The 24634-nt window shown below is 74.2% G+C and carries 27 protein-coding genes and 1 pseudogene; 20 read left to right on the forward strand and 8 right to left on the reverse strand.

Features of this window, described 5'->3' with window-relative positions:
• The first annotated feature begins 215 nt into the window (after nt 1–215).
• Together G7075_RS15415 and G7075_RS15420 are read left to right on the forward strand one after the other, a co-directional pair.
• Nucleotides 216–614: a hypothetical protein gene (locus G7075_RS15415; protein ID WP_166123152.1), complete on the forward strand. Its 399-nt coding sequence runs from the start codon at nt 216–218 to the stop codon at nt 612–614.
• A gap of 77 nt (nt 615–691) precedes the next feature.
• On the forward strand, nt 692–2464 hold the full coding sequence (locus G7075_RS15420) for an alpha/beta-hydrolase family protein (RefSeq protein ID WP_166123154.1): 1773 nt from the start codon (nt 692–694) through the stop codon (nt 2462–2464).
• Nucleotides 2465–2563: 99 nt separating this feature from the next.
• Here the strand turns inward: G7075_RS15420 and hisC are convergent, their stop codons facing one another.
• The gene (gene hisC, locus G7075_RS15425) at nt 2564–3682 is read right to left on the reverse strand and encodes a histidinol-phosphate transaminase (protein WP_166123156.1); all 1119 of its coding nucleotides are present in this window, start codon (nt 3680–3682) and stop codon (nt 2564–2566) included.
• Between the two features lie 156 nt (nt 3683–3838).
• Between hisC and G7075_RS15430 the strand changes: the two genes are divergently transcribed.
• From G7075_RS15430 to galE, 3 genes are read left to right on the forward strand one after another with little or no spacing between them, the layout of a single operon-like run.
• A complete protein-coding gene (locus G7075_RS15430) occupies nt 3839–4681 on the forward strand; it encodes an aldo/keto reductase (protein WP_166123158.1) in 843 nt (280 codons plus the stop codon).
• A gap of 47 nt (nt 4682–4728) precedes the next feature.
• The gene (locus G7075_RS15435; protein ID WP_166123160.1) at nt 4729–5115 is read left to right on the forward strand and encodes a phage holin family protein; all 387 of its coding nucleotides are present in this window, start codon (nt 4729–4731) and stop codon (nt 5113–5115) included.
• 23 nt (nt 5116–5138) lie between these two features.
• Nucleotides 5139–6158 (forward strand): UDP-glucose 4-epimerase GalE, encoded by a 1020-nt coding sequence (gene galE, locus G7075_RS15440; RefSeq protein WP_166123162.1) that lies wholly within the window; start codon nt 5139–5141, stop codon nt 6156–6158.
• Between the two features lie 15 nt (nt 6159–6173).
• On the opposite strand, the gene G7075_RS15445 is transcribed toward galE, so the two are convergent.
• Complete coding sequence (locus G7075_RS15445) at nt 6174–6632, reverse strand: VOC family protein (protein WP_166123164.1); 459 nt, start codon at nt 6630–6632, stop codon at nt 6174–6176.
• 9 nt (nt 6633–6641) lie between these two features.
• Nucleotides 6642–7025: a helix-turn-helix transcriptional regulator gene (locus G7075_RS15450; protein WP_205860744.1), complete on the reverse strand. Its 384-nt coding sequence runs from the start codon at nt 7023–7025 to the stop codon at nt 6642–6644.
• Nucleotides 7026–7214: 189 nt separating this feature from the next.
• Between G7075_RS15450 and G7075_RS15455 the strand changes: the two genes are divergently transcribed.
• The 7 genes from G7075_RS15455 to G7075_RS15485 are packed head-to-tail and all read left to right on the forward strand — an operon-like array spanning nt 7215 to nt 14662.
• Nucleotides 7215–8672: a cytochrome ubiquinol oxidase subunit I gene (locus tag G7075_RS15455; RefSeq protein WP_166123168.1), complete on the forward strand. Its 1458-nt coding sequence runs from the start codon at nt 7215–7217 to the stop codon at nt 8670–8672.
• Between the two features lie 17 nt (nt 8673–8689).
• Nucleotides 8690–9721 carry a cytochrome d ubiquinol oxidase subunit II gene (cydB, locus tag G7075_RS15460; RefSeq protein WP_166123170.1) on the forward strand — a complete coding sequence of 344 codons (1032 nt, stop codon included), beginning with the start codon at nt 8690–8692 and terminating at the stop codon, nt 9719–9721.
• A 19-nt stretch (nt 9722–9740) separates the two neighbouring features.
• Complete coding sequence (gene cydD / locus G7075_RS15465; protein WP_166123172.1) at nt 9741–11339, forward strand: thiol reductant ABC exporter subunit CydD; 1599 nt, start codon at nt 9741–9743, stop codon at nt 11337–11339.
• Nucleotides 11336–12982 carry a thiol reductant ABC exporter subunit CydC gene (cydC, locus tag G7075_RS15470; protein WP_166123174.1) on the forward strand — a complete coding sequence of 549 codons (1647 nt, stop codon included), beginning with the start codon at nt 11336–11338 and terminating at the stop codon, nt 12980–12982. Before cydD ends, cydC begins: the two co-directional genes overlap by 4 nt.
• Before the next feature lie 4 nt (nt 12983–12986).
• Nucleotides 12987–13427, forward strand: coding sequence for a BlaI/MecI/CopY family transcriptional regulator (locus G7075_RS15475; protein WP_240917661.1), 441 nt, complete (start codon nt 12987–12989; stop codon nt 13425–13427).
• Nucleotides 13428–13469: 42 nt separating this feature from the next.
• On the forward strand, nt 13470–14312 hold the full coding sequence (locus tag G7075_RS15480; RefSeq protein ID WP_166123178.1) for a M56 family metallopeptidase: 843 nt from the start codon (nt 13470–13472) through the stop codon (nt 14310–14312).
• Entirely contained in the window at nt 14309–14662 is a 354-nt protein-coding gene (locus tag G7075_RS15485; RefSeq protein WP_166123180.1) for a GatB/YqeY domain-containing protein, read from the forward strand. The genes G7075_RS15480 and G7075_RS15485 overlap by 4 nt, the downstream gene beginning before the upstream one ends.
• A 7-nt stretch (nt 14663–14669) precedes the next feature.
• Here the strand turns inward: G7075_RS15485 and G7075_RS15490 are convergent, their stop codons facing one another.
• Nucleotides 14670–15170 carry a hypothetical protein gene (locus G7075_RS15490; protein ID WP_166117790.1) on the reverse strand — a complete coding sequence of 167 codons (501 nt, stop codon included), beginning with the start codon at nt 15168–15170 and terminating at the stop codon, nt 14670–14672.
• A 122-nt stretch (nt 15171–15292) separates the two neighbouring features.
• On the opposite strand from G7075_RS15490, the gene G7075_RS15495 reads away from it, so the two are divergent.
• The 7 genes and pseudogenes from G7075_RS15495 (at nt 15293) to G7075_RS15520 (ending at nt 20220) form a co-directional block, all read left to right on the forward strand.
• The gene (locus G7075_RS15495; RefSeq protein WP_166123182.1) at nt 15293–16024 is read left to right on the forward strand and encodes an AIM24 family protein; all 732 of its coding nucleotides are present in this window, start codon (nt 15293–15295) and stop codon (nt 16022–16024) included.
• Between the two features lie 57 nt (nt 16025–16081).
• Nucleotides 16082–17095 carry a biotin synthase BioB gene (bioB, locus tag G7075_RS15500; protein ID WP_166123183.1) on the forward strand — a complete coding sequence of 338 codons (1014 nt, stop codon included), beginning with the start codon at nt 16082–16084 and terminating at the stop codon, nt 17093–17095.
• Between the two features lie 4 nt (nt 17096–17099).
• Complete coding sequence (locus G7075_RS15505; protein WP_166123184.1) at nt 17100–17345, forward strand: hypothetical protein; 246 nt, start codon at nt 17100–17102, stop codon at nt 17343–17345.
• A gap of 242 nt (nt 17346–17587) precedes the next feature.
• Nucleotides 17588–17881, forward strand: a pseudogene (locus G7075_RS21495) (NADPH-dependent FMN reductase); the annotation flags it as partial.
• A 92-nt stretch (nt 17882–17973) separates the two neighbouring features.
• Nucleotides 17974–18141, forward strand: coding sequence for a hypothetical protein (locus G7075_RS21500; protein WP_240918115.1), 168 nt, complete (start codon nt 17974–17976; stop codon nt 18139–18141).
• 168 nt (nt 18142–18309) lie between these two features.
• Nucleotides 18310–18795, forward strand: a complete 486-nt coding sequence (locus G7075_RS15515) for a DUF6584 family protein (protein ID WP_166123185.1) — start codon at nt 18310–18312, stop codon at nt 18793–18795.
• A 108-nt stretch (nt 18796–18903) separates the two neighbouring features.
• Complete coding sequence (locus G7075_RS15520) at nt 18904–20220, forward strand: adenosylmethionine--8-amino-7-oxononanoate transaminase (protein ID WP_166123186.1); 1317 nt, start codon at nt 18904–18906, stop codon at nt 20218–20220.
• Here the strand turns inward: G7075_RS15520 and G7075_RS15525 are convergent.
• From G7075_RS15525 to G7075_RS15540, 4 genes are all read right to left on the reverse strand, one after another.
• Nucleotides 20211–20672 carry a DUF1003 domain-containing protein gene (locus G7075_RS15525; protein ID WP_240917663.1) on the reverse strand — a complete coding sequence of 154 codons (462 nt, stop codon included), beginning with the start codon at nt 20670–20672 and terminating at the stop codon, nt 20211–20213. The two genes, G7075_RS15520 and G7075_RS15525, sit on opposite strands and share 10 nt — an antisense overlap.
• A 70-nt stretch (nt 20673–20742) precedes the next feature.
• Entirely contained in the window at nt 20743–21159 is a 417-nt protein-coding gene (locus G7075_RS15530) for a pyridoxamine 5'-phosphate oxidase family protein (protein ID WP_166123187.1), read from the reverse strand.
• A 56-nt stretch (nt 21160–21215) separates the two neighbouring features.
• On the reverse strand, nt 21216–21590 hold the full coding sequence (locus G7075_RS15535) for a GntR family transcriptional regulator (protein WP_166123188.1): 375 nt from the start codon (nt 21588–21590) through the stop codon (nt 21216–21218).
• On the reverse strand, nt 21587–22540 hold the full coding sequence (locus G7075_RS15540; protein ID WP_166123189.1) for a hypothetical protein: 954 nt from the start codon (nt 22538–22540) through the stop codon (nt 21587–21589). The genes G7075_RS15535 and G7075_RS15540 overlap by 4 nt, the downstream gene beginning before the upstream one ends.
• Nucleotides 22541–22755: 215 nt before the next feature.
• On the opposite strand from G7075_RS15540, the gene bioD reads away from it, so the two are divergent.
• The gene (bioD, locus tag G7075_RS21505; RefSeq protein ID WP_240917664.1) at nt 22756–24600 is read left to right on the forward strand and encodes a dethiobiotin synthase; all 1845 of its coding nucleotides are present in this window, start codon (nt 22756–22758) and stop codon (nt 24598–24600) included.
• The last annotated feature ends 34 nt before the right edge of the window (nt 24601–24634 follow it).

Consider the following 24634-nt stretch of genomic DNA (forward strand, 5'->3'; position numbering starts at 1 on the left):
GGCCCACGGGAACCGTGCGGTCCCGCCCGGGGGCGACCGGGGAGTGCTCCCCTGCGCGATCGGCCCGCACCTCCCGGCCGGGACGCTACGTTTCGGCGGCGGGGGCAGCGAGCCCCCACGGAAACCGGAGGGGAACCAGGTCCGGTCTCCGAGCCGGGCGCCGGACCGCCGGCGCCCGACCTGCGGGCCGGTCCCCCACGGGGCAGAGTGGCCGGATGACCACCCCGACCCGCGCCCTGACCGTCCTCGCCGCCTGCGCCGCCCTCGGCCTCGGTGCGTGCGAGGGCGTGGACCGGGTCGATGACCCCGCCCCCTCGACCACCCCCTCGGCCACCGCCGCGACCCCGACGCCGAGCACGTCCTCCTCCCCGACCTCCACCCCGGGTGCCCAGCGGGGGCGCCCGACCGAGGCCGAGGTCCAGGTCGTCGAGGTCGGCGGCGGGTGCACGTACGTCGCCGTGGGGGACGCCGAGCGCTGGGCCCTGCGCGGCACGGTCCCGAAGGTCTCGACCGGGGACCGGCTCACGGTGAGCGGCGCCCCCGACGACACCGGCTACCCCGAGTGCCCCGACGGCACGCCCTTCCTCGTGAGCACCGTGGAGCCCATCGGCTGACCGGGTTCGCGTCGGCCCCGACCCGCCGCGCCGCGTACCCTTTCGGGGGACCCTCTCGCGGGCCCGGAGGCCATGGGATGACGACACTGCACACGCGCGCACGCCCCGAGGAGGAGCGGCGCCGACGCGTGCCCGTGCTCCGTGGGGCAGCCGCGGCCGGTGCCCTGCTGCAGCGCCTCGAGCCACCGCTCGGCCGGCCGACACGCATCGCCGAGCTGCGCTTCTCCGGTCCCGGGCTGGTCCTCGGGGGCGTCTTCCTCGCGGCCTCCCTGCTGCCCTCGCTGCTCCCGCGGCCCTCGGTCGTCCAGGGCGTCATCTCCGGCGTCAGCCTCGTCGCGGGCTACGGCGTCGGCGCCGCCCTGGGCGCGCTGTACCGGTACCTCGGCATCCCGGCGCCTCGGGGCCGGTGGCGCGGGGGGCTCGTCGGCGTCTCGGTCGCCCTGTGCATCGGCGTGCTCGTGCTGTCGATGTGGAAGCAGGTCGGCTGGCAGAACGACATCCGCCTCCTCTACGGGATGCCGCCCATCGGGCCCGACGGCTGGCCGCTCGTCGCCGCCGTCACCCTCCTCGTCGGGGCGCTGCTGCTGCTGCTGGGCCGCAGCCTCGGTGCCGCGTTCGGAGGGCTGCGTCGGTGGCTCATGCGCCGGATGCCGCGGCGGCTCGCCTCCCTCCTCGGCGGTGTCGTCGTCGTCGTCACCGTGTGGGCCGTGTTCAGCGGTGTCCTCGTCACCGGGTTCTTCGCGGGGGCAAACGCGCTGTTCGCGCCGGCCGACCAGGTCATCTCCTCCGGCACGCGCCAGCCGACGTCGCCCGTGCGCTCGGCCGGCCCGGGCTCGGCGGTCCGCTGGAGCGACCTCGGCGCGGAGGGGCGCGGGTTCGTCTCCGGCGGCCCGACCCTCGAGAGCATCGACGCCGTGACGGGCGGGGGCGCCCGCCTGCCGGTGCGGGTCTACGTCGGGCTGCGCAGCGCCGACACCATCCGCGGGCGGGCGGCGCTCGTGCTCGAGGAGCTGAAGCGCACCGGGGCCTTCGACCGGAAGGTCCTCGTGCTCGCGACGACCACCGGCACGGGGTACCTCGACCGCAACGGCACCGACCCGCTCGAGTTCCTGTGGAACGGCGACACCGCGATCGCCGGCGTGCAGTACTCGTACCTGCCGAGCTGGATCTCCCTGCTCGCCGACCAGGACGCCGCCCGGCAGACCTCGCAGGCGGTGTTCGACGCGGTGCACGGCTACTGGTCGACGCTGCCGGAGGCCGAACGTCCCCGGCTGTACCTCTACGGGCTGTCGCTCGGGTCCTACGGCGTCGAGAGCATCCTCGGGTCGATCAACCTCATCAACGAGCCGATCGACGGGGCGCTGCTCGTCGGGCCGCCGTTCGTCAGCCCGGTGCACGCCCGGCTCACCGCCGACCGCGACCCCGGCAGCCCGGCGTGGCTGCCCGAGTACGGCGAGGGCCGTACGGTGCGGTTCGCGTCGGAGGACGACGGTTTCGCGCGCACCCCCGGGCCGTGGGGACCGACGCGGGTCGCCTACCTCCAGCACGCCTCCGACCCCGTCGTCTTCTTCGACAGCGACCTCGCCTTCGCACCGCCGGAGTGGCTGCGCGACGGGCAGCGCGGGCCCGACGTCTCACCCCGGATGGGCTGGTTCCCCGTCGTGACGATGGTCCAGGTGCTGCTCGACCTGCCCGGTTCCGGCAGCGTGCCGATGGGTTACGGGCACCTCTACTCCGCGCCGGCCAACATCGCGGCCTGGGTCGGCATCACCGAGCCCCCCGGGTGGGACGCGGCCGGCCTGCGCCACCTCGGCGAGGTGCTGTCGCGGCGCCCGCACCCCTACGGCTGACGGCCACCGCGCTCTCCCACCGCCGACTGATTGCCCACAACCCACCTCGCGACCGTCCGAGAGGGGGCTGCGAGGTGGGTTTCGGGCAATGAGTCGGGGCTAAGGGCGGCGGGCGGCGAGGAAGCGGCCGGCGACCTCGACGAGCCGGTCGTTGGCCTCGGTCTCGGCGATCGTCGCGCGGACGCCGTCGGTGCCGTACGGCCGGACCGTCAGGCCCTCGGCGTCGCACGCGGCGGCGAAGGCGGCGGTGTCGTCGCCGAGGCCGAACCACACGAAGTTCGCCTGCTGGTCGGGGACGTCCCAGCCCTGCTCGCGCAGCGCGGCGACGACCCGCTCGCGCTCGGCGACGAGCTCCTTGACCCGGACGTCGAGCTCGTCGGCGGCCTCGAGCGAGGCGATGGCCGCGGCCTGGGCGAGCGAGTTGACCCCGAACGGCAGGGCCGACGTGCGCAGGGCGGCGGCGACCGGCTCGTGGGCGACGGCGTACCCGACGCGCAGCCCGGCGAGCCCGTAGGCCTTGGAGAACGTGCGCAGCACGACGACGTTGGGCCGGGCCTCGTGGACGGCGAGCGCGTCGGGGGCGTCCGGGGCGTCGACGAACTCGAGGTAGGCCTCGTCGAGGACGACGAGCACGTCGGTGGGGATGCGGTCGAGGAAGGCGTCGAGCTCGGCGGCGCCGACCGTCGTACCGGTGGGGTTGTTCGGCGTGCAGACGAGCACGAGCCGGGTGCGGTCGGTGACGGCGGCGGCCATCGCGTCGAGGTCGTGGCGGGCCCCGGGCGCCAGCGGCACCTGCACCGGGCGGGCGCCGGCGAGCGTCGTGAGGATCGGGTAGGCCTCGAAGGAGCGCCAGGCGAAGACGACCTCGTCGCCGTCGTCGCAGGTGGCGCGGATCAGCTGGTCGAGGACGCCCACCGACCCCGGCCCGGTCGAGATGCGCGCCGCCGGCACCCCGAGCCGCTCGGCCAGCGCCGCGGTGAGGGCGGTGACGGCCAGGTCCGGGTACCGGTTCATCGCGCCCGCGGCGTCGCGCACCACGTCGAGCACCGACGGCAGCGGCGGGAACGGGTTCTCGTTGCTGCTGATCTTGTACGCGGTGAGACCCTCGCGCACGGCGGCGGGGCGGCCGGGGGTGTACGCGGGGAGGGAGCCGAGGGCTGCACGCAGGCGCACCGGGGTGGGGCGCGCGGCGGCCTCGGCGGCGAGGTCGTCGGTCATGGCCCCACTGTAGGTCCGCGGCCGGGGGCCCCATCCGCCCGCTCCATCCCGTCGAACGTACAGAACACGCCGTCGGGCGGTGGGGGCACGCGGCGTGTTCCGTACCGTCGACGGGTGGGGCCCCGGGGGCGGGGGCGCGGGGCTAGCGTGGCGGGCATGACGACCCCCAGCAGCACCCACCACCTCTCCGACGGCACCGACGCCCCGCTCGTCGGCTTCGGCACCTACCCGCTGCGCGGCGAGGAGGGCATCGCCGCGATGGTCTCCGCGCTCGAGGGCGGCTATCGCTGGCTCGACACGGCCGTCAACTACGAGAACGAGGTCGAGGTCGGGGAGGCCCTGCGCCGCAGCGGGGTCCCCCGCGAGGAGGTCCGGGTCGCGACGAAGATCCCGGGACGCTTCCACGCCCACGACCTCGCCCTGCAGTCCCTGCGCGACTCCGCGCAGCGGCTCGGGCTCGAGCAGATCGACGTCGCCCTCATCCACTGGCCGAACCCGAGCCGCGGCCTCTACCCGCAGGCCTGGGCGGCCCTCGTCGAGGCGCAGCGCGAGGGTCTCGTGCGCACCATCGGGGTCAGCAACTTCACCGAGGAGCACCTGGCCCGCGTCGTCGACGAGACCGGCGTGACGCCCGCGCTCAACCAGCTGGAGCTGCACCCCCGGTTCCCGCAGGAGCGGATGCGCGCCGTGCACGAGCGGCTCGGCATCCTCACCCAGGCGTGGAGCCCGCTCGGCAAGCGCGAGGCTCCATTCGAGGAGGAGGCGGTCGCCCGCGCCGCCGCGACCCACGACGTCACGCCCGGCCAGGTCGTGCTCCGCTGGCACGTGCAGATCGGCTCGATGCCCCTGCCGAAGTCCGCCACCCCGAGCCGCCAGCGCGAGAACCTCGACGTCACCGGCTTCGAGCTGACCGACGACGAGGTCGCGGCGGTCAGTGCGCTGGGCCGCCAAGACGGCCGGCTCTTCGGCGGCGACCCCGACACCCACGAGGAGATGTAGCAGCGCGGGTCCAGCAGGGCCCCAGCGGGACCTGTCATGATCGAGCGGTGATCAACTTCCTCATCCGCGTGGGCATCAACGCCGTGGCGCTCTGGGTCGCCGCGCTCGTCGTCTCGGGGGTCAACCTCGCCGAGGACCAGGTCTCGACCGGCCGCAAGGTCCTCACGATCGTGCTGGTGGCGCTCGTCTTCGGGCTCGTCAACGCGGTCATCAAGCCGATCGCGAAGTTCTTCTCCTTCCCGTTCATCATCCTGACGCTCGGCCTCTTCACGTTCGTCGTCAACGCCTTCATGCTCCAGATCACCGAGTGGATCAGCGACGCCGTCGGCCTGTCGTTCACCATCGACCACTTCTTCTGGGACGCCGTGCTGGCCGCCATCGTCATCACCCTCGTCTCCTGGGTGCTCAGCGTCGTCCTTCCCGAGGAGGACTGACCCGCGCCGCTAGGGTCGGGGCCATGCGCGTCCTCGTCTCCGGCGGTGCCGGCTACATCGGGTCCCACACGGTCGTCCAGCTCGTCGCGGCGGGCCACGACGTCGTCGTCGTCGACTCCTTCGCCAACGCCAAGCCGACCGTCGTCGGACGCATCGAGGCCCTCACCGGGCAGCCCCTCGACGTCCGCTCGTTCGACCTCACCGACCACGACAAGACCGAGCACCTCTTCGCCCACGAGCCGTTCGACGCCGTCATCCACTTCGCGGGGTTCAAGGCCGTCGGCGAGAGCGTCGCGAAGCCGCTGGAGTACTACGAGAACAACATCGGCTCGACGTTCTCGCTCGTGCGCGCGATGCGCCGGCACGGGGTGCGCCGGCTCGTGTTCTCGTCGTCGGCGACCGTCTACGGCTCGGACGCGCCCGTGCCGATGCACGAGGACCTCCCGACCTCGGCGACCAACCCGTACGGCTGGACGAAGGTGATGCAGGAGCAGATCCTGCGCGACGTCGCCGTGTCCGACCCCACCTGGCGGATCGCCCTGCTGCGCTACTTCAACCCGGTCGGTGCGCACCCCAGCGGCACCATCGGCGAGGACCCGTCCGACGTGCCGAACAACCTCATGCCGTACATCGCCCAGGTGGCGGTCGGACGGCTCGAGCGGCTGCGGGTGTTCGGCGGCGACTACCCGACCCCCGACGGCACCGGCGTCCGCGACTACATCCACGTCGACGACCTCGCGGCCGGCCACATCGCGGCGCTCGCCCGGCTGGGGTCCACCGACGACGCGGTGTCGACCTGGAACCTCGGGACGGGCCACGGCACGTCGGTGCTCGACCTCCTGCACGCGTTCGAGCGCGCGTGCGGGCACGAGCTGCCGTACGAGGTGGTCGACCGGCGCCCCGGCGACGTCGCCGCCTCCTTCGCCGACCCGTCGCGCGCCGAGGCCGAGCTCGGCTGGCGGGCGACGCGCACGGTCGACGACATGTGCGCCGACACCTGGCGCTGGCAGTCGAAGAACCCGCACGGGTACCCCGACGCCTGAGCGCCGCCCGGCGGGTCAGGCGGGTGACGCCCCGGGGAGCTTTTGGTTGATGCGCAGGAGGTTGCCGGCCGGGTCGCGGAACGCGCAGTCGCGCACGCCGTAGAACTGGTCCATCGGCTCCTGGAGCACCTCGGCCCCGGAGGCCCGCACGTGCTCGAACACCGCGTCGACGTCGGCGCAGGTGAGCACGACCGGCGTCAGCAGCCCCTTGGCGAGCAGGGTGTCGATGGCGGCGCGGTCCTCGTCGCTCGTGTGCGGGCCGCCGCCGACCGACTGGATGGTCATCGTCAGCTCGGGCTGCGCGGGCGGGGTGAGGTTGAGCCAGCGGAACTCGCCCTGCGCGTAGTCGCTGACGACCGTGAAGCCGAGGACGTCGCGGTAGAAGCCGAGGGCGGCCTCGTGGTCGTCGACGACGAGGAAGACGTTCGCGACGGCGAGGGTCGCGGTGGCGGTCGTGGTGCGGGTCGTGTCCATGCGCCGAGGCTAGGCCCGGGCGTCCTCGACCCGCTTCTCCGAACCTGACCGACCCCGCGGCCGCTCGGCCTCCTTCGCGACGCACGACGGGATGCTCGCCGCGCCCTCGTGCGAGGAGGCGCGGAACTGGCTCGGCGTCACGCCCATCAGCTCGGTGAACCGGCTGCTGAACGACCCGAGCGAGGTACAGCCCACGGCCATGCAGGCGTCGGTGACCGAGACGTCCCCGTGGCGCAGGAGCGATGCCGCCCGCTCGATGCGGCGGGTCATCAGGTGCTGGTACGGCGTCTCGCCGTAGGCCTCGCGGAACATCCGGTGGAAGTGGCCGGGCGACATGAGGGCCTCGGCCGCCAGCGAGGGAACGTCGAGGGGCTCGGCGAAGTCGCGGTCCATCCGGTCGCGGGCCCGGCGGAGCCGGACGAGGTCCTCGCGCTGCACCTCGTCACTGTGCCACGGCCGGGCCGCAGGTGAGGTGACCCTGCGTGGTCCGCCTCACACGGGAACCGGTCCCGAGCCGTCTACGACGCACTGTAGTTTGTACTACGTCACGTCGTACTACAACGCCGTCCCCAGGAGCAAGGCATGGGATCCTCTCTCGACGTCGCCCGGTGGCAGTTCGCCATCACGACCGTCTACCACTTCTTCTTCGTCCCCGTGACGATCGGGATGTCCGCCGTCGTGGCGTACTTCCACACCCAGTGGGTGCGCACCCACAAGCCGGAGTACTACCGGCTCACGAAGTTCTTCGGGAAGCTCTTCCTCATCAACTTCGCGCTCGGTCTCGTGACGGGCATCGTGCAGGAGTTCCAGTTCGGCATGAACTGGTCGGACTACTCGCGCTTCGTCGGGGACATCTTCGGTGCCCCTCTCGCCTTCGAAGCCCTGCTGGCCTTCTTCCTCGAGTCGACCTTCCTCGGCGTGTGGATCTTCGGCTGGGGTCGCATCCCCGAGAAGCTGCACGCCGGCTCGATGTGGCTCACCCACATCGGCACGGTCCTCTCCGCGTACTTCATCCTCGCGGCGAACTCGTTCATGCAGAACCCGGTCGGTTTCAAGTTCAACCCCGAGACGGGTCGCGCCGAGATGTCGGACTTCCTCGCGGTGCTCACGAACAAGGTCCAGCTCGTCACCTTCCCGCACGTCGTGCTCTCGGCCTACATGGTCGGCGGCGCCGTGATCATGGGGGTCGCGCTCTGGCTGCTCCGTCGTGACGCCGCCACCGGCGACGCCCCGATGTACCGCAAGGCGGTCCGCGTCGGCGCCGTCGTCTCCCTCGTCGCCTCGCTCGGCGTGATCATCTCCGGTGACGTGCAGGGCAAGATCATGACCGAGGTCCAGCCCATGAAGATGGCTGCGGCAGAGGCGCTCTACGACACCACGAGCAGCGCCCCGTTCTCGGTCCTCTCGGTCGGCCCGCTCGACGGCTCGCGGGCCAGCCGCATCATCGAGGTCCCCGGCCTGCTCTCCTTCCTCGGCACCGGCAGCTTCGACGGCACGGTCGAGGGCATCAACGACCTCAAGGTCAGCGAGCGCGAGCTGGCCCAGAAGGTCGCGGCCCAGTACGGCCCCGACGTCGCACCCCTCGTCGCCGCCGACGACTACACGCCCATCGTCCCCGTCGCCTACTGGACCTTCCGCCTGATGATGGGCGCCGGCTTCCTGACCATGCTGTTCGCCGCGATGGCCCTGTGGGCCACCCGCAAGAACGCTGTGCCGCAAGCGAAGTGGTGGGGCCTCATCGCCATCGCGACGCCGTTCCTGCCCGTCTTCGCCAACAGCTTCGGCTGGATCTTCACCGAGATGGGTCGACAGCCCTGGCTCGTCTACGGCCTGATGACGACGGCCACCGGGGTCTCGCCCTCGGTGAGCGTGGGTGAGGTGTGGGTCTCGATGGTCGTGTACACGCTCCTCTACGCCGCCCTCGCCGTCGTCGAGCTCAAGCTCTTCCTCTCGTACGTCCGCCGCGGTGCCGAGCCCTTCGTGGACCCGGCCACCCACGCGGACGTCGACGAGGACGCCCCCCTCCAGTTCGCCTACTGACCTCAGGGACAACGACAATGGATGCTCTTCAGCTCGTCTGGTTCGGACTCATCGGCCTGCTCTGGGCCGGTTACCTCGTCCTCGAGGGCTTCGACTTCGGTGTCGGCGCCCTGCTCCCCGTCCTCGGCAAGGGCACGGACGCCGAGGACACCGAGAAGCGCCGCCGCGTGATGCTCACGACCATCGGCCCCCACTGGGACGGCAACGAGGTCTGGCTGCTCACGGCCGGCGGCGCCACCTTCGCCGCCTTCCCCGAGTGGTACGCGACGATGTTCTCCGCCTTCTACCTGCCGCTCCTCCTCGTGCTCGTCGCGCTCATCGTGCGCAACATGGGCTTCGAGTACCGCGGCAAGCGGGACGACGCCACGTGGCGCGCCCGCTGGGACGCCGCGATCATCGGCGGCTCGGTCCTCGCGCCGCTCCTCGTCGGGGTGGCCCTGACCAACGTGGTCCGGGGCGTCCCGCTCGACGCGAAGAGCGAGTACGCGGGCAACTTCTTCACGCTGCTCAACCCGCTGAGCCTCCTCGGCGGGCTCACCGTGCTCGCCCTCTCGCTCACCCACGGCGCGTTCTTCCTCGCGCTCAAGACCAGCGGCACGATCCGTGAGGACGCCCGCCGGATGGGCACGACGCTCGGCCTGGCCACCGCCGGCCTGGCCGTCGTGACGCTCCTGTGGCTCGGTTTCGCCACCGGGTCGGTGTGGTCGTGGGTCACCACGGTCGTGGCGGCCGGGTCGCTGCTCGCGGCGATCTTCGCCAACACCAGGGGCCGTGAGGGCTGGGCGTTCATCGGCACGGCGGTCACCGCAGCGATGGCGGTCGCGACGTACTTCCTCGCCCTCTACCCCGACGTCATGCCGTCGACCCTCTCGGGTGGCCGGTCGCTGACGATCGAGAACGCGTCGAGCAGCCCGATGACCCTGACGATCATGACGTGGGCCGCCGTGGTCTTCACGCCGATCGTCCTGCTCTACACCGCCTACACCTACTACACCTTCCGCAAGCGGATCGGGACGCAGCACATCCCCGAGCCGGTCGCGGTCTCCTGACCGGGAGCACGGACCGCCGATGAGGCCCTTCGACCCCCGCGTCCTCGCGGTCGCCCCCGCGGCCCGCCGACCCGTCGCCCTCCTGGCGGCGGTCGGCGTGGCCCAGGGCGCGGCCACCATCGGGACGGCGTTCGCCCTCGCGGCGCTCGTCGTCGCGGTGGTCGAGGGCGCGGGGCTCGGGGGGCCCGTCGCGTGGCTCACCGGCCTGCTCGTGGTGCGAGCCGGGCTCGGGTGGATGTCCGAGCGGGTCGCCGCCTGGGCCGGGGTCGAGGTCACCGCCGCCCTGCGCACCGTCCTCCTGCGGCGCTGGCTCGACGCCCCCGCCGAGCAGCGCCCGGACCCCGACCGCGGCGCCACCCTCTCCGCCCAGGGCGTCGCGGCGATCGAGCCCTACGCCGCCCGCTTCCTGCCCGCGCTCGTGGCCGGCGCCGTCGTGCCGGTGCTCGCCGTGGCCGCGCTCGTGTGGGTCGACTGGCTGAGCGCCCTCGTCGTCGTCCTCACCCTCCCCCTCCTGCCCCTCTTCGCCGCCCTCATCGGCGCCGCCACGCGCGACGAGACCGAGAAGCGCTGGGCGGCCCTGTCCTCCCTCGCCGGGCACTTCGTCGACGTGATGCGCGGGCTGCCGACCCTCGTCGGCTACGGCCGCGCCGAGCGCCAGGTCGAGGTGATCACCGACGTGAGCCACCGGCACCGCCGCGCGACGATGCGCACCCTGCGGCTGGCCTTCATGAGCTCGGCGGCCCTCGAGCTGCTCGCCTCGATCTCGGTGGCCATCGTCGCCGTCACGGTCGGGCTGCGGCTCACGCACGGCACCGTGACGCTGCAGACCGGGCTGCTCGCCATCCTGCTCGCTCCCGAGGCGTACTGGCCGATCCGTCGGGTGGGCGCCGAGTTCCACAACGCCGCGGACGGGGCGGAGGCCGTCGCCGCCGTCCTCGCCGACGTGACGACGGACCCCGCACCCCCTGCCCGGGGTCCGTCGTCCCCCTCCGGGCCGGACGAGCTGGGCGCCGCCGCGCGCGCCGTCACGTACGCCTACCCCGGTGCGCCCGACCCGGTGCTTCACGGGGTCGACCTCGAGGCCGGCCCGGGGCTCACCGTCGTCACCGGCCCGTCCGGGGTCGGCAAGTCGACCCTGCTCGAGCTGCTCGCCGGCCTGCGGACACCGAGCAGCGGCGAGGTCGTTGCCGGTCGGGCCCACCTCGTCACCCAGCGGCCGTTCCTGCCCGCCGGGACCCTCCGCGACGCCCTGCGCCTCGGCACCGACGCCCCCGACGCCGCCCTCTGGGAGGCGCTGCGTCGCGTCGGGCTCGAGGGGTTCGTCGCCGGTCTCCCCGAGGCCCTGGGGACCCGCCTCGGGGACGACGGCGTCGGCCTCTCCGCCGGCCAGCGGGCCCGGGTCGCCCTGGCCCGGGCGACCCTCTCGAGCACGCCCGTGCTGCTCGTCGACGAGCCGACCGCGCACCTCGACGCCGAGTCCTCCACCCTCGTGGCCGACCTCCTGCGCGACCTCGCCGAGCGGCGCACGGTCGTCGCCGTCACCCACCGGCCGGAGCTCGTGCGGGTCGCCGACCAGCACGTCGTCCTGACCCGCGCCGGGGCGGAGGTGCACCCGTGAGCGCCGGCCCCGTCGTCCGCCCGACCCGCGCCACCGTGGTCGGAGGGCTCCTCGGCGGTGCCGCGACCTCGGCCGGCATCGCCCTCACCGCGACCTCGGGCTGGCTCATCGTCCGCGCGAGCGAGCGGCCCGTCATCCTCACCCTGCTCGCGGCCATCGTCGCCGTCCGGGCCTTCGGGATGGCCCGCCCGTTCTTCCGCTACCTCGAGCGCGTCGTCTCGCACGACGCCGCTCTCGCCGACCTCGCCGAGCGGCGCAGCAGCGTCTACGCCGCCCTCGTGCCGCTGACCCCCGCGCGCCTCGGCCGGCGCTCTCGCTCGCAGGTGCTCACCGGGGTCGTCGACGACCTCACCGACGTCGTCGAGGCCCAGGTGCGCGTCACGGTTCCCGTGCTCTCCAGCGCCGTCGCCGGCCTGCTCGCCACCGCCCTGACGGCGTGGTTCGCGCCGGCGGTCGGGCTCGTCGTCGCCGCCCTGCTGCTCGTCCTCGCCCTCGGCTGCCTGCTCGCCTGGCGGGTCGAGTCCCGTTCTCGCGACGAGCTGCTCGCGGCCCGCGCCGAGACCGCCCGCATCGGCGACCTCGTCGCCCGGCAGGCCGGCGAGCTGCGGGCCATCGGGGCGCAGGACGCCGCCCTCGGCTGGCTCGACGACGCGCACGCGGCCCTGCGGGTCGCGGTCCGGCGGCAGAGCCGGGGCCGGGCGGGCGTCGCGGCGCTCATCCTCCTCGCCACGGCGGCGGCGACCGTGTCGGCGGCCGTGCTCGTCGACCCGTCGGCCGTCGGTGCCCCGGTGGCGGCACTCCTCGTGCTCGTGCCCGTGGCGGTCGGTGAGGCCCTCGCGCCGCTCGTCGACACGATGCGGGCCCTCGCGCGGGCCCAGGGCAGCAGCGCCCGGCTCGACGCCCTCCTCGACCAGGAGCCCGCCGTCCACGACCCGGACCACCCGGACCCCGGGCCCGGCGTCGGTCCCCAGCACGGCCCGCACGTCCGCCTCGAGGGGGCCAGCGCCTCGTGGACCGGTGCCGCCGACCAGCTGGCCCCCACCGACCTCGACCTCGTGCCCGGACGGCACGTCGCCGTCGTCGGGCCGAACGGCTCGGGCAAGTCGACCCTGCTCGCCCTGCTGGCCCGCACCCTCGACGTCAGCGGCGGACGGCACACCGTCGACGGCACCGACGTCCGGGCTCGCCCCCTTGCCGAGGTGCGCTCCGACGTCGCCGTCGTCGACGACGAGCCGCACGTCTTCGCGACGACCCTCGCCGAGAACCTCCGGCTGGCCCGCCCGGGCGCCGACGACGCGGCCGTCCGGCACGCGCTCGGGCTCGCCGGGCTCGGCACCTGGGCCGACGCGCTGCCCGACGGGCTCGCCACCCGCCTCGGCACCGGCGGCCGGGGCCTGTCCGGCGGCGAGCGGACCCGGCTCGGGGTGGCCCGCGCGGTGCTCGCCGACCGACCGGTCGTGCTCCTCGACGAACCCGCCGCGCACCTCGACCACCCGACCGCCACCGCCGTGCTCGATGATGTGCTGGACGCGACCCGCGACCGGTCGGTCGTCCTCGTGTCCCACCGCGCGGAGGCCCTCCACCGACTCGATGCCGTCCTCGACCTCGGCGACCGTCCCGCGTCGCCCACCACGAAGGAGTAGTCCCGTGCCGCACTCGACCTCAGCCCCGCGCCTCGGTGACCTCGAGCGCGTCGTCATGGAGCGCCTCTGGGAGGCCGGCGCCACCGACGGCGCCACCGTCCGCGAGGTGCACGAGGCGCTCGAGAAGCACCGCGAGATCGCCTACACGACGGTGATGACCGTCCTCGACCGGCTCGCGAAGAAGGAGCTGGTGACCCGCGAGCGCGAGGGCCGGGCGTGGCGCTACTACCCGGCCGACACCCGCGAGGCGATGACCGCCCAGTCGATGCGCCGGACGATGGACGACATGGACCTCACCGACCGCCGGGCCGCCCTCCTGCACTTCCTCGACGGCGCGAGCTCGGCCGAGATCGACGACCTCAAGGCCGCACTCGCCGAGGTCGAGGCCCGGGCCGGGAACGGCGAGGAGACCGCCCGGCGGCTGCGTGACCGGCTGCGCCGCTGAGGGCCTACTGACCGGAGTCACGGGGCCTGTCACCATGGTCCCGTGGTCCCGCTCGCCCTCGGGGTGCTGGCCGTCCTCCTCGTCTGGGTGACGCCCGCCGTGCTCGCCCGCCAGCTGCCGTTCCGGCACGCCCCGCGGGCCGCCCTCGTGGCCTGGCAGTCGGTGTCCCTCGGGGGGATGCTCGCCGCCGTCTTCGTCGCGCCGGCCGCCGTCGTCGTGCTCGCCGGCCGCGACGGCATCGCCCGCCACCCGTGGCTCGTGGCCGTCGGCGCGGTGGTCAGCGGGGCGGTGCTCCTGCGGGTCGCCGTGTCGGGGCACCTCGTCGGCACCCGCGTCCGCGCGGCCCGGGCGCGCCACCGCGACCTCGTCGACATCGTCGCCGAGCACGAGCGCGACGGCCTGCGGGTCCTCCAGCACCCGACGGCGACCGCCTACTGCATCCCGGGGCGCAGCTCGCGCGTCGTCCTCTCCCAGGGGGTCCTCGACACCCTGCCCCCGCCCGAGCTGGCGGCGGTGATCGCGCACGAGAAGGCGCACCTGCGGGCCCGCCACGACCTGCTCCTCGAGTTCTTCACGGTGCTCCACGAGTCGGTGCCCTCGGCGTTCCGCTCGCGCCGCGCCCTGGCCGAGGTCCGGCTGCTCGTCGAGGCCCTCGCCGACCGGGCGGCCGTGCGCACCAGCGGCGAGGTCGCCACGGCCCGCGCGCTCGTGGCCATCGCCGAGAGCCGCTCGCCCGACGCGGCGATGGGCGCCGGCACGTCGGCGCCGGTGCGGATGCAGCTTCTGGTCGCCGGCCCGCGCCCCGAGCTGGCGGCGGTCGCGTACCTCATCGCCGTCGCGGCCCTGCTCGCCCCCCTCGGCCTGCTCTCCCTGGTGCTCGGGTGAGCCAGGACCTGCGTCAGTCGCTCGCGGCGGCCCTGCGCCCGGCGATGCGCGCCCGTGACAGCACAGCGGTCGCGGCGCTGCGCTCGGCCCTCGCGGCCGTGGCCAACGCCGAGGCGCTGCCGGTGCCGGACGCGCCGGCGGCCGGGGCGATCGAGCAGGCGCGGGTGGGCGTCGGGGCCGCGGACGCCCCGCGGCTCGAGCTGGGCGAGGACGACGTGCGCCGCATCGTGCGGGCCGAGGTGACCGAGCGCGAGTCGGCGGCCGAGGTCATGGCCGGGCACGGTCGGCACGACGACGTGCAGCGGCTGCGGGCCGAGGCCGCCGTGCTGCGCGAGCACCTCGGCGACTGACCCGGCGTCACCGGGGGGTCTTCCGGCGCGGGGGCGCCGGACTCAGGCCCAGCTGGGCGGCGGGGGCGGCGGCGGTGCCTCGCCCTGCGGCGGTGCCGCCGGGGCGGGCGGCGCGGCCGGCGGTGCCGGAGGAGCCTGGGGCGCCGACGGCGGCGGGGGCGGGCCCGCTGCGGGGCCGGGGCGGGGGCGGGGGTGCGGCGGGCGCCGCACCGGCGGCTGCGGCCCCGGGAGGCGGCGGCGGCGTGCCGTACGCGGGGGCCGGCGGGCTCACGGTCAGGGCGCCGAGGCGGCCCTGGGTCTCGAGGTCGCGCAGCGTGGCCATCACCCGCTCGCGGTCGGCGTCGGCGACCGGCCGGCCGGTGGCGTCGAGCCAGGCGATGACGCCGAGGTCGCGCAGCGCCTTGTCACCGCCCATGCCGGGCACGTTGACGCCCGCGTTCGTCATCGCGACGTCGGCCTTGGCCGCGAGGTCGCTCGCGGCCGCCTTGGCCTTCTCGAAGAAGCTCATCCGGGTCCTCCCTGAGTCGACCCTGCGGTCTCGTCGGAACCATAGCCCCGGACCCCCCGTCTCTTCTAGCGTTGTCCCCGACGGGAGATCGCTCCCCACCGACCGGAAGGCAAGGCACCCCGATGACGATCCACGGCTCGCTGTTCACCGACTTCAAGGAGAAGGAGAGCCGGGACCCGTTCTCGCTCCAGAACAAGAAGCTCCTCAAGGTGGAGATGCAGTACGGGCCGGTGCAGGCCAAGACCGGCTCGATGGTCGCGTACCAGGGCGACGTGCGCTTCGCGAACAAGGGCTCGGGCGGCATGGGCAAGATGTTCAAGGCCGCCGTCACCGGCGAGGGCGTCAAGATGATGGAGTGCTCGGGCAGCGGCGAGCTCTTCCTCGCCGACCTCGCCTCCGAGGTGCAGGTCATGTACCTCGAGAACGACGCGATCTCGGTCAACGGCAACAACGTCCTCGCCTTCTCGAGCTCGATCCAGTGGGACATCCACCGCATCCAGGCCCGCGGCGCGGCGATGACCGGGGGCCTCTACAACGTCTCGCTGCGGGGCACCGGCTACGTCGCGGTGACGACCAAGGGCGACCCCATCGCCCTCGACGTCGCCTCGGCCCCGACCTTCGCCGACGCCCAGGCGGTCGTGCTGTGGACCTCCGGGGTCTCGATGGACGTGCGGGTCGACACCGGCGGCTTCGGCTCGATGATCCGCGGCGGCACCGGCGAGCTGCTCCAGATGGCCTTCGGCGGGCAGGGCTACGTCCTCGTCCAGCCGAGCGAGTCGGTCAACGAGGGCGGCCACCAGAGCGGTGGCAACCAGCAGGGCCCCGGCGGGATGCTCGGCCAGTTCCTCAACTGAGCCGCCCCGCTGGACGCCGCCTGTCGGCCCGACCGGAGGGCTGCGACAATCGCGGGCATGACGGCTCAGGTGACCGGCACGGACATCCTCGACGTCGCGCGCGAGCAGGTGCTCGGGCGCGGGGTCCCACTGACCGAGGAGCAGGTGCTCGAGGTCCTGCGCACCGGCGACGACCGGCTGCAGGACCTGCTGGCCCTCGCCCACGAGGTGCGGATGACGTACCAGGGGCCGGCGGTCGAGGTCGAGGGCATCGTGTCGCTGAAGACCGGCGGATGCCCCGAGGACTGTCACTTCTGTTCCCAGAGTGGGCAGTTCACGTCCCCGGTGCGCTCGGTGTGGCTGAACATCCCCGAGCTCGTGCGCGCGGCGAAGCAGACGGCGGCCACCGGCGCGTCCGAGTTCTGCATCGTCGCCGCCGTGCGCGGTCCGGACGCCAGGCTCATGGAGCAGATGCGCGAGGGCGTCGCGGCCATCCGGGCGGCGGTCGACATCCAGGTCGCCGCGTCGCTCGGGATGCTCACGCAGGAGCAGGTCGACGAGCTGGTCGACATGGGGGTGCACCGGTACAACCACAACCTCGAGGCGGGGCGCTCGTACTTCCCGCAGGTCGTGACGACGCACTCGTTCGACGAGCGGCTCGAGACCTGCCGGATGGTCAAGGAGTCCGGGATGGAGCTCTGCTGCGGCGGCCTCGTCGGGATGGGCGAGACCCTCGAGCAGCGCGCCGAGCTGGCCGCCCAGCTGGGTGAGCTCGAGCCCCACGAGGTGCCGTTGAACTTCCTCAACCCGCGGCCCGGCACGCCGTTCGGCGACCTCGAGCCGATGTCGACGAACGACGCGCTGCGCACCATCGCGGCCTTCCGGCTGGCGCTGCCGCGGACGATCCTGCGCTACGCCGGCGGGCGCGAGCTGACCCTCGGCGACCTCGGGACCCGCGACGGCCTGCTCGGCGGCATCAACGCGGTCATCGTCGGCAACTACCTCACGACGCTCGGGCGCGACCCGCGCGAGGACCTCGCGCTGCTCGACGAGCTCGAGATGCCGATCAAGGCCCTCAACGAGACGTTCTGACCCGATGGTGTTCGCGGACGCGGGCGCGCACGAGCCGGTGGCCCGGGGCGAGGACCCCGGGGCCTGGTGCGGGCAGTGCGGACTGGGGGTCGGCGACGGGGACCACGCGCGCTGCGCCGTCCGCGCCGAGCTGGAGCCGCCGCGCTACTGCATCCACTGCCGGCGCCGGATGAAGGTCCAGGTCACGCCTGGTGCGTGGACCGCGACGTGCATCGAGCACGGGTCGGTGGAGCGCTCGACCTGGGCCTGAGCGGCTGCACCCTCGGCTGGTTCGAGGTGAAAGCGCCCCACGAGAGGGCCCGGCATCACCTCGACCCGCCGAACACTCCAGCTCGTTCGAGGTGAAGGGGCACCACGAGAGGGACCGGCATCACCTCGAAGCGGGGGAGTGACGGGCTCCACGGAATGTGACACGGTGGTTGACGGTTCAACCAGTTGATCAGCGTCGATCCCTCGCACCGATCCGCACCCCATCGACCTCCGGGAGACACCGTGAACGTCCTCGTCCTCGTCGGCAGCCTGCGCGCCGGCTCCACGAACCGCCAGCTCGCCGACGCCGCCGTCGCCCACCTGCCCGAGGGTGTGCAGGCGACCGTCTTCGAGCAGCTGGCCGACCTCCCGCACTACTCCGAGGAGCTGGACCACGACGACGCGCTGCCCCAGGTCGCCCGCGACCTGCGCGAGGCCGTCGCCGACCACGACGCCGTCCTCCTCGTCACGCCCGAGTACAACGGCTCGCTCCCGAGCGCGCTGAAGAACGCCGTCGACTGGGTGTCGCGCCCGCGCGGCGCCGCCGCCATCGCCGACAAGCCCGCCGCCGTCATCGGCGCCAGCGGCTCCCCCGCGCCGCCCAGTGGGCCCGCGAGGAGGGCGTCAAGGTGCTCACGGTCGCCGGCGCCCAGGTCATCGAGGACACCGTCGGGGTCGGCTCGGCGTTCCAGGCCTTCGAGGAGGGCCGGCTCTCCGACGCCGCCCTCGACACCGAGCTGCGCGACCTCGTTCGCCGCCTGGCCGCCGAGGTCGAGAGCACCCGCTCCGCCGCCTGACCCGCTGGGAGCCGCCCGCCCTCCCTTCCCGCGAATGTGTGTGAACACGCCGGCCATTCCCGGCGTGTTCACACACATTCGCGATGGCCAGAGGGGAGGAACGGGTCGGTCGGGGCGTCGTCACGAAACAGGTCGTGATCTCTCGCTCCCGCTGCGAGGATGGCGGGCGTGTCCGGAGCCGTCGAGCGAGCGCGGGCCGACCTCGAGGCCGGCCGTCCGTGGATGGCCCGTGACCGCCTGACCAGCGTCATCCAGCACCGGACCGACGACGAGCTCGTCGACCTGCTGGCCGAGGTGTACCTGACGATGCTCGACGTCCCCGCCGCCGGCGCGCTGTGGTTCGCCACCGGGCGGGACGACGAGGTGGCCCGTGACGCGGTCGCCGTCTGGGCCGACCGGTTCCCCTCGGACGACGCGCGGTGGTCGAGCATCCCACGCCCCCTGCGGACCACGGACGGTTCTCCGGGCCTCGAGGACCTGCGGCGTCGGCTGTCCGCCCGACCGCGTGGCGAGCGGCGGCCCCCGGACATCCCCGAGCCGGAGTCACGGGCCGAGGAGATGCTCGCCCCGGCCCTGCTCCTGGCCGGCGTCCTCGTGCTGGTCGCGATGGTCGGCATCGGCCTGTGGACGACCTGGCACTGGATCTGGACCTGACCCCTCCTTCCCCGCCCTTCCCCGAACGTGTGTGAAGACCGTCGGCATGCCGACGGTCTTCACACACGTTCGCGGGAGGTCGGGGCGAGGGCGGCATGATGGGCGGCGATGGATGCCGACGCCCTCGCCGACCTGCGCGCATTCGACCGTGCGCACGTGTGGCACCCGTACTCCTCGGCGCTGGCGCCCGGCGACCCGTACGTCGTCGAGTCGGCCGAGGGCGTGCGGCTGCGCCTGCGTGACCGCGACGGCCGCACCCTCGACGTCGTCGACGCGATGAGCTCGTGGTGGTGCGCCGTGCACGGCTACCGGGTGCCCGAGCTCGACGCCGCCGTCCGCGGCCAGCTGGGCGCCATGGCCCACGTGATGTTCGGGGGCCTCACCCACGCGCCGGCCGTCGACCTCTGCCGACGTCTCCTCACCCTGGCCCCCTCCGGTCTCGAGCACGTCTTCCTCGCCGACTCGGGTTCGGTGTCGGTCGAGGTCGCGATGAAGGCCGCCCTGCAGCTCCACCTCGCGGCGGGCGAGCGACGCACCCGCTTCCTGACCGTCCGCGGCGGCTACCACGGCGACACCTTCTCGCCGATGTCGGTCACCGACCCGGTCGGCGGGATGCACTCCCTCTTCCGCGGCGTGCTGCCCGAGCACGTGTTCGCGCCGAGGCCGCCGGCCGGGGTCGATCTCCCCGACGACGACCCCGAGCTCGTCGACTGGGAGCGCACCACACGGGACCTGTTCTCGCAGAACGCTTCCGACATCGCCGCCGTCATCGTCGAACCGGTGCTGCAGGGCGCCGGGGGGATGCACGTCTACCCACCCCGCGTCCTCGACGTCCTCCACGACCTGGCCCGCGAGCACGGCGCGCTCGTCATCCACGACGAGATCGCCACCGGGTTCCACCGCACCGGACCGCTCTGGGCCGGCGACCGCGCGCAGGGCGCCCCCGACATCCTCTGCGTCGGCAAGGCCCTCACCGGCGGCTACCTCACGCTCGCCGCCATGCTCTGCACGCGCGAGGTCGCCGAGGGTGTCAGCCGGAGCGAGGCGGGCGGCCTGATGCACGGCCCGACGTTCATGGCCAACCCCCTGGCCTGCGCCGTCGCGAACGCCAACCTCGACCTCCTCGCCACCCGGGACACCGTGGCCGAGGTCACGCGCATCGAGTCAGGCCTGCGCGAGGGGCTGTCTCCCGCAGCCGATCTTGAGTCGGTCGTCGACGTCCGTGTGCTCGGTGCGGTCGGCGTCGTCCAGCTGCGCGAGCCGGTCCGGGTCGCCGAGGTCACCGCCGCCGCCCTCGCGCGCGGGGTCTGGGTCCGCCCCTTCCGTGACCTCGTCTACACGATGCCGCCCTACGTCACGGACGAGGACGACCTCGCCGTCGTCACGTCCGGCCTCGTCGGAGCGGTCGCCGACGTTCACGGCTGACGGCGCTCGAGGGCCTCGATGCGGACGCGGAGGTCGTCCTGCAGCGTCCGGAGGATCTCCAGCTGGGTCGCGTTGATCTCGAGCAGCACCTCGACGTCCTTCTTGGCCGCGACGTTCGTGTCGTAGTCGTGCTGCGCCAGGTCGGCGGCGATGGCGTCCTGGCGCTTCGCCGCGATGAGGAGGATGGCGCCCTGGAGGCCGGCGAGCATCGACAGGAACAGGTTGAGCAGGATGAACGGGTAGGGGTCCCACCCGCGCGTCAGGGAGTTGACCAGCGCCCAGACCGCCATGAAGCCGACGAAGGCGAAGACGAAGCGCCAGCTGCCCATCCCGTTCCGCATGACGTCGGCGGCCCGCTCCCCCGGGTCGAGGGAGGACTTGTGGCGCTCGTGCCAGGTCTGCCGCGGCACGCGGCGCGCGCTGGTCAGGGGGACGGACGACGGTTCGCTCATGGTGACCTCCGGTGGGATCTGGCTCGACCCCACGCTAGGACTGCCGCCGTCCGGGCAGCGGGCGGCGCCCTCAGTCCGCCTTCGCGGCGCCCCAGCCGTGCCAGTGCGTGACCTCGACCCAGCAGCTGATCCGGGCCCGGTCACGCGTCGGGTAGTCCTGGCCGCCGTAGTGCCGCGAGAGCCGGTCGATGTCGGCGAGCGCCTTCTCGCGGTCCTCCTCCCACCGCACGACGCGCCCGCGGATGCTGACGTGCGTGTACCAAGACCCCTCCTCGAGGGCGGTCAGCGCGACCTCCGGGTGCTCGCGCATCCACGACACCCGGGCCCGCTCGGCATCCATGTTGAGCAGCACCGTGCCGTCGTCCTCGACGAGGTACCAGGTGGCGACGGACATCGGCGCACCGCTCGGCAGCAGGACGGCCACCACCGCGGGGTTGGGCCGGCGGAACAGCTCGGCGACGTCGTCGGGCAGGGGCGGGCGGGGCACGGGGACTCCTTCGTCGGGGTCCTCCAGCATGCCCGTCCCGGCGGCCCGGTGGTGGGTCAGGCGCCGGCGACGCGGCGGACGGTCGCCACGGCCTCGTCGGCCGGGATGCCGAGCACGGCCGCGCGCTCGAGGTAGGCCGCGGCCGCGTCCTCGAGGGCCTGCTGCGGGGTCGCGGTGGCGGGCGGCGCGGGGGCCACGCGCGTGCCACCACCGCGTCGCGAGCGGACGTACCCGGCCTGCTCGAGCTCGCGGTAGGTGCGGGCGACCGTGCCCGCGGCGAGCCCGAGGTCGGCGGCCAGCTGGCGCACGGGCGGGAGCCGGTCGCCGGGAGCGAGGACCCCGCTGCCGACGAGGTCGGCGAGCTGGCGGCGCAGCTGCTCGTACGGCGGCGTGGGGTCGAGGACGTCGACCGTGACGGCCTGCAGCGTCATCGGACCGGCGCGCCGACGGGGGCCGCCTCCCCGGGCAGCGGACGCGGCAGGTCGTCGACCCGGATGGTCGGCGTGACGAGCAGGGCGCCGAGCGCGGCGGCACCCCCGACGAGCGCGAGCGGTCCGGCGACGAGGGTGACCCAGCGGACCACCACCTCGGCCGTCGTCGCCGGGCACTGCCGGTCCGAGAGGGTGAGGGCGACGAGGGTGGCCACCGGGCCGAGGGTGCCGAGCACCGTGAAGGTGGCCGCGGTGAGGATGTTGCCCACCGACCAGCGGCGCAGCATCGAGTCCAGACCGAGGCTCTCCAGGGCGGGGCGGGGACGCCGGGCGACGGCGAGCAGCGCCGCGAGGACCAGCACGGCGAGGACGCCGAGGGCCGCCCCGAGCGGCACGGCGTAGAAGGACCCCGGCCACGGGCCCTGCGACGCGCCGGTCGAGACGTACACGCCGTCGACGACCCGCTGGCAGGACTCGGTGAAGGACCGCCCGGCCCGCCCGAGGTCGTCCGGCGCACCCCACGCGGCGCCGACGGCGAGCGTCCCCGCGAGCACGGCGGCCGCGACGACGAGCAGGCCGGTGGCCGTCCTCGGGAGCAGGCCGCGCACCGTGCGGGTCTCGACGACGGCGGCGCGCCGGACCCCGACAGCGGGGCGCGCGGTCAGCTCGCCGACGATCGTCCCGAGGAGGACGCCGGCGCCGACGGCGGCCGGCGCGAGGGCCGTGAGCCGGCCCAGGGCATCGACCCGTTGGCCGAGGACCAGCAGCAGCCCGCCGGCCAGGATGCCCAGGAGGAGGCCGACCACCCGCCAGGCCCGGGTGCGCCCGGCGATCCGGACGAGGTCGGGGTGCTCGTTGACGCCCACCGTGACGGTGCGCCGCCGCACGAGCGCGACGGCGAACGCGACGACGGCGACCGGCAGGGCCAGGACCGAGATGCCGATGCCCATGGCTCCTCCTGTTTGTGTCGAATGACTGGTACAAGTCCGAGGATGGCGGCCGGTCGTCGTTTGTGTCAAGCACTTGTGACAAATAGGCTCGGACGGGCTCACCGGCCCCGTCGTCCGCGGCGACCCCGGGCCGGTGCGGCGGACGGCCCGGAGGACCGGGGCCCTCGACCGGGGCTCTCAGGTGGCCCACGGCCGCCCGTGGCAGGATCGGGGGGGTGACGAGCCCGCTGGACTGGATCAGGCAGGCCGCCGAGGCCCGGGCCGACGCGGGCCTGACCCGCCGGCTCGTCGCCACGAAGGCGCACGACGTCGTCGACCTCGCCGGCAACGACTACCTCGGCCTGCGCCACCACCCCGCGGTCGTCGCGGGCGCCGTCGCCGCCGTCGAGACCTACGGCACCGGGGCGGGGGCGTCGCGCCTAATCACCGGCACCCTCGACGTCCACGAGGAGCTCGAGGCGGCGCTCACCGCCCTCACCGGCGCGCCGTCGGCCCTCGTCCTCTCGAGCGGGTACGCCGCCAACCTCGCCGCCCTGACCACGCTCGCCGACGCCGGCACCCTCGTCGTCAGCGACGAGCACGCCCACGCCTCGCTCATCGACGGCTGCCGGCTCTCCCGGGCCGCGGTCTCGGTGTCGCGGCACAACGACCTCGAGCACGTCGCCGAGCTGCTGGCCCGCCGCGAGACCCCCCGGGCGGTGGTCGTCGTCGAGTCGGTGTACTCGGTGCTCGGCGACGCCGCCCCCGTCGAGGACCTCGTGGCCCTGACGGCCGAGGCCGGGGCCCTCCTCGTCGTCGACGAGGCGCACGCGCTCGGTGTCGTCGGGCCGGGCGGCGCCGGGCTCGTCGCGGCCGCCGGCGCGTCGGAGGCCGAGCACGTCGTCGTCACGACCACCCTCTCGAAGTCGATGGCCGCCCAGGGCGGTGTCGTCCTGGGCTCGCCGGTCGTGCGCGAGCACCTCGTCAACACGGCGCGCCCGTTCATCTACGACACCGGGCTGGCGCCGGGGTCCGCGGGGGCCGCGCTCGCCGCCCTCGGCGTGCTGCGCGACCACCCCGAGCTGCCGGCCCGCCTGCACGCCAACGCCGCCCGGCTCGCCGAGACCTTCGGGGTCCCGGTACCCGACGGCGCCGTGATGTCGGTGCCGATGCCCGGGCCGCACGAGACGGTCGAGGCCGTCGAGCGAGCCGCGGCGCTCGGGGTGCGCGTGGGGGCCTTCCGGCCGCCCTCGACCCCGACAGCTCGTCCCGCCTGCGCGTCACGGCCCACGCCGACCACACCGAGCACGACCTCGACCGCGCGTGCTCCGTTCTCGCACAGCTCGTCCCGGCCCGCGGCTGATCGACCACCCGGTGTCCGACCCCGCGCACTGCCGTCCGTCGTCCTCGTCACGGGGACGGGCACGGGCGTCGGCAAGACCGTCGTCACCGCGGCCCTCGCGGCCCTGGTGCGCGGGCGGGGCAGCGTCGCGGCGGTCGTCAAGCCGACCCAGACCGGCGTGCTCGCCGACGAGCCGGGCGACGTCGACGAGGTGCGCCGGCTCGTCGGCGACGACCTGAGCGTCCACGAGCTCGTCCGGCTGCGTGACCCGCTCTCCCCCGAGGCCGCGGCCCGCCGTGAGGGGGTCGCCCTGCCGCCGGTCGCGGTGCACGCCAGGCGGATCGGTGAGCTGGCGTCCGCCGCCGACGTCACGATCGTCGAGGGTGCCGGCGGGTTGCTCGTCCGGCTCGACGGACGGGGCGGCACGCTGGCCGACCTCGGGACGGCGTTGCGCTACAAGGGCATCAGCTGCGGGGTGGTGCTCGTCGCCTCCGCCGGGCTCGGTGTGCTGAGCACCGCTGCGCTGACCGCCGAGGCACTGTCCGCGCGGGGCATCCCGCTGCTCGGAGTCGTCGTCGGGTCGTGGCCCGCCGACCCCGGGCTCGCCGAGACGGAGAACCTCCACGACCTGCCGCGCGTCACCGGTGCGCCGCTGTGGGGTCGGGTGCCCGAGGGTGCGGGGTCGCTCGCGGCCGCCGACTTCGCCGCCGCGGTCCCCGGCTGGTTCGACATCACCTGACCGCCCCCCCAATCCGACTCATTGCCCAGAACCC

The sequence above is a fragment of the Phycicoccus sp. HDW14 genome (assembly GCF_011383005.1).
Taxonomy (GTDB): Bacteria; Actinomycetota; Actinomycetes; order Actinomycetales; family Dermatophilaceae; genus Phycicoccus.

Coding starts and splice junctions, on each gene's coding strand:
- G7075_RS15525 (WP_240917663.1), bottom strand. CDS start 20,672: ATGAGCGAACCGTCGTCCGTCCCCCTGACCAGCGCGCGCCGCGTGCCG.
- G7075_RS15520 (WP_166123186.1), top strand. CDS start 18,904: ATGGATGCCGACGCCCTCGCCGACCTGCGCGCATTCGACCGTGCGCAC.
- G7075_RS15415 (WP_166123152.1), top strand. CDS start 216: ATGACCACCCCGACCCGCGCCCTGACCGTCCTCGCCGCCTGCGCCGCC.
- G7075_RS15540 (WP_166123189.1), bottom strand. CDS start 22,540: ATGGGCATCGGCATCTCGGTCCTGGCCCTGCCGGTCGCCGTCGTCGCG.
- hisC (WP_166123156.1), bottom strand. CDS start 3,682: ATGACCGACGACCTCGCCGCCGAGGCCGCCGCGCGCCCCACCCCGGTG.
- bioB (WP_166123183.1), top strand. CDS start 16,082: ATGACGGCTCAGGTGACCGGCACGGACATCCTCGACGTCGCGCGCGAG.
- G7075_RS15445 (WP_166123164.1), bottom strand. CDS start 6,632: ATGGACACGACCCGCACCACGACCGCCACCGCGACCCTCGCCGTCGCG.
- G7075_RS15505 (WP_166123184.1), top strand. CDS start 17,100: ATGGTGTTCGCGGACGCGGGCGCGCACGAGCCGGTGGCCCGGGGCGAG.
- G7075_RS15420 (WP_166123154.1), top strand. CDS start 692: ATGACGACACTGCACACGCGCGCACGCCCCGAGGAGGAGCGGCGCCGA.
- cydD (WP_166123172.1), top strand. CDS start 9,741: ATGAGGCCCTTCGACCCCCGCGTCCTCGCGGTCGCCCCCGCGGCCCGC.
- G7075_RS15490 (WP_166117790.1), bottom strand. CDS start 15,170: ATGAGCTTCTTCGAGAAGGCCAAGGCGGCCGCGAGCGACCTCGCGGCC.
- G7075_RS15455 (WP_166123168.1), top strand. CDS start 7,215: ATGGGATCCTCTCTCGACGTCGCCCGGTGGCAGTTCGCCATCACGACC.
- G7075_RS15430 (WP_166123158.1), top strand. CDS start 3,839: ATGACGACCCCCAGCAGCACCCACCACCTCTCCGACGGCACCGACGCC.
- G7075_RS15535 (WP_166123188.1), bottom strand. CDS start 21,590: ATGACGCTGCAGGCCGTCACGGTCGACGTCCTCGACCCCACGCCGCCG.
- G7075_RS15495 (WP_166123182.1), top strand. CDS start 15,293: ATGACGATCCACGGCTCGCTGTTCACCGACTTCAAGGAGAAGGAGAGC.
- G7075_RS15450 (WP_205860744.1), bottom strand. CDS start 7,025: ATGGACCGCGACTTCGCCGAGCCCCTCGACGTTCCCTCGCTGGCGGCC.
- cydB (WP_166123170.1), top strand. CDS start 8,690: ATGGATGCTCTTCAGCTCGTCTGGTTCGGACTCATCGGCCTGCTCTGG.
- galE (WP_166123162.1), top strand. CDS start 5,139: ATGCGCGTCCTCGTCTCCGGCGGTGCCGGCTACATCGGGTCCCACACG.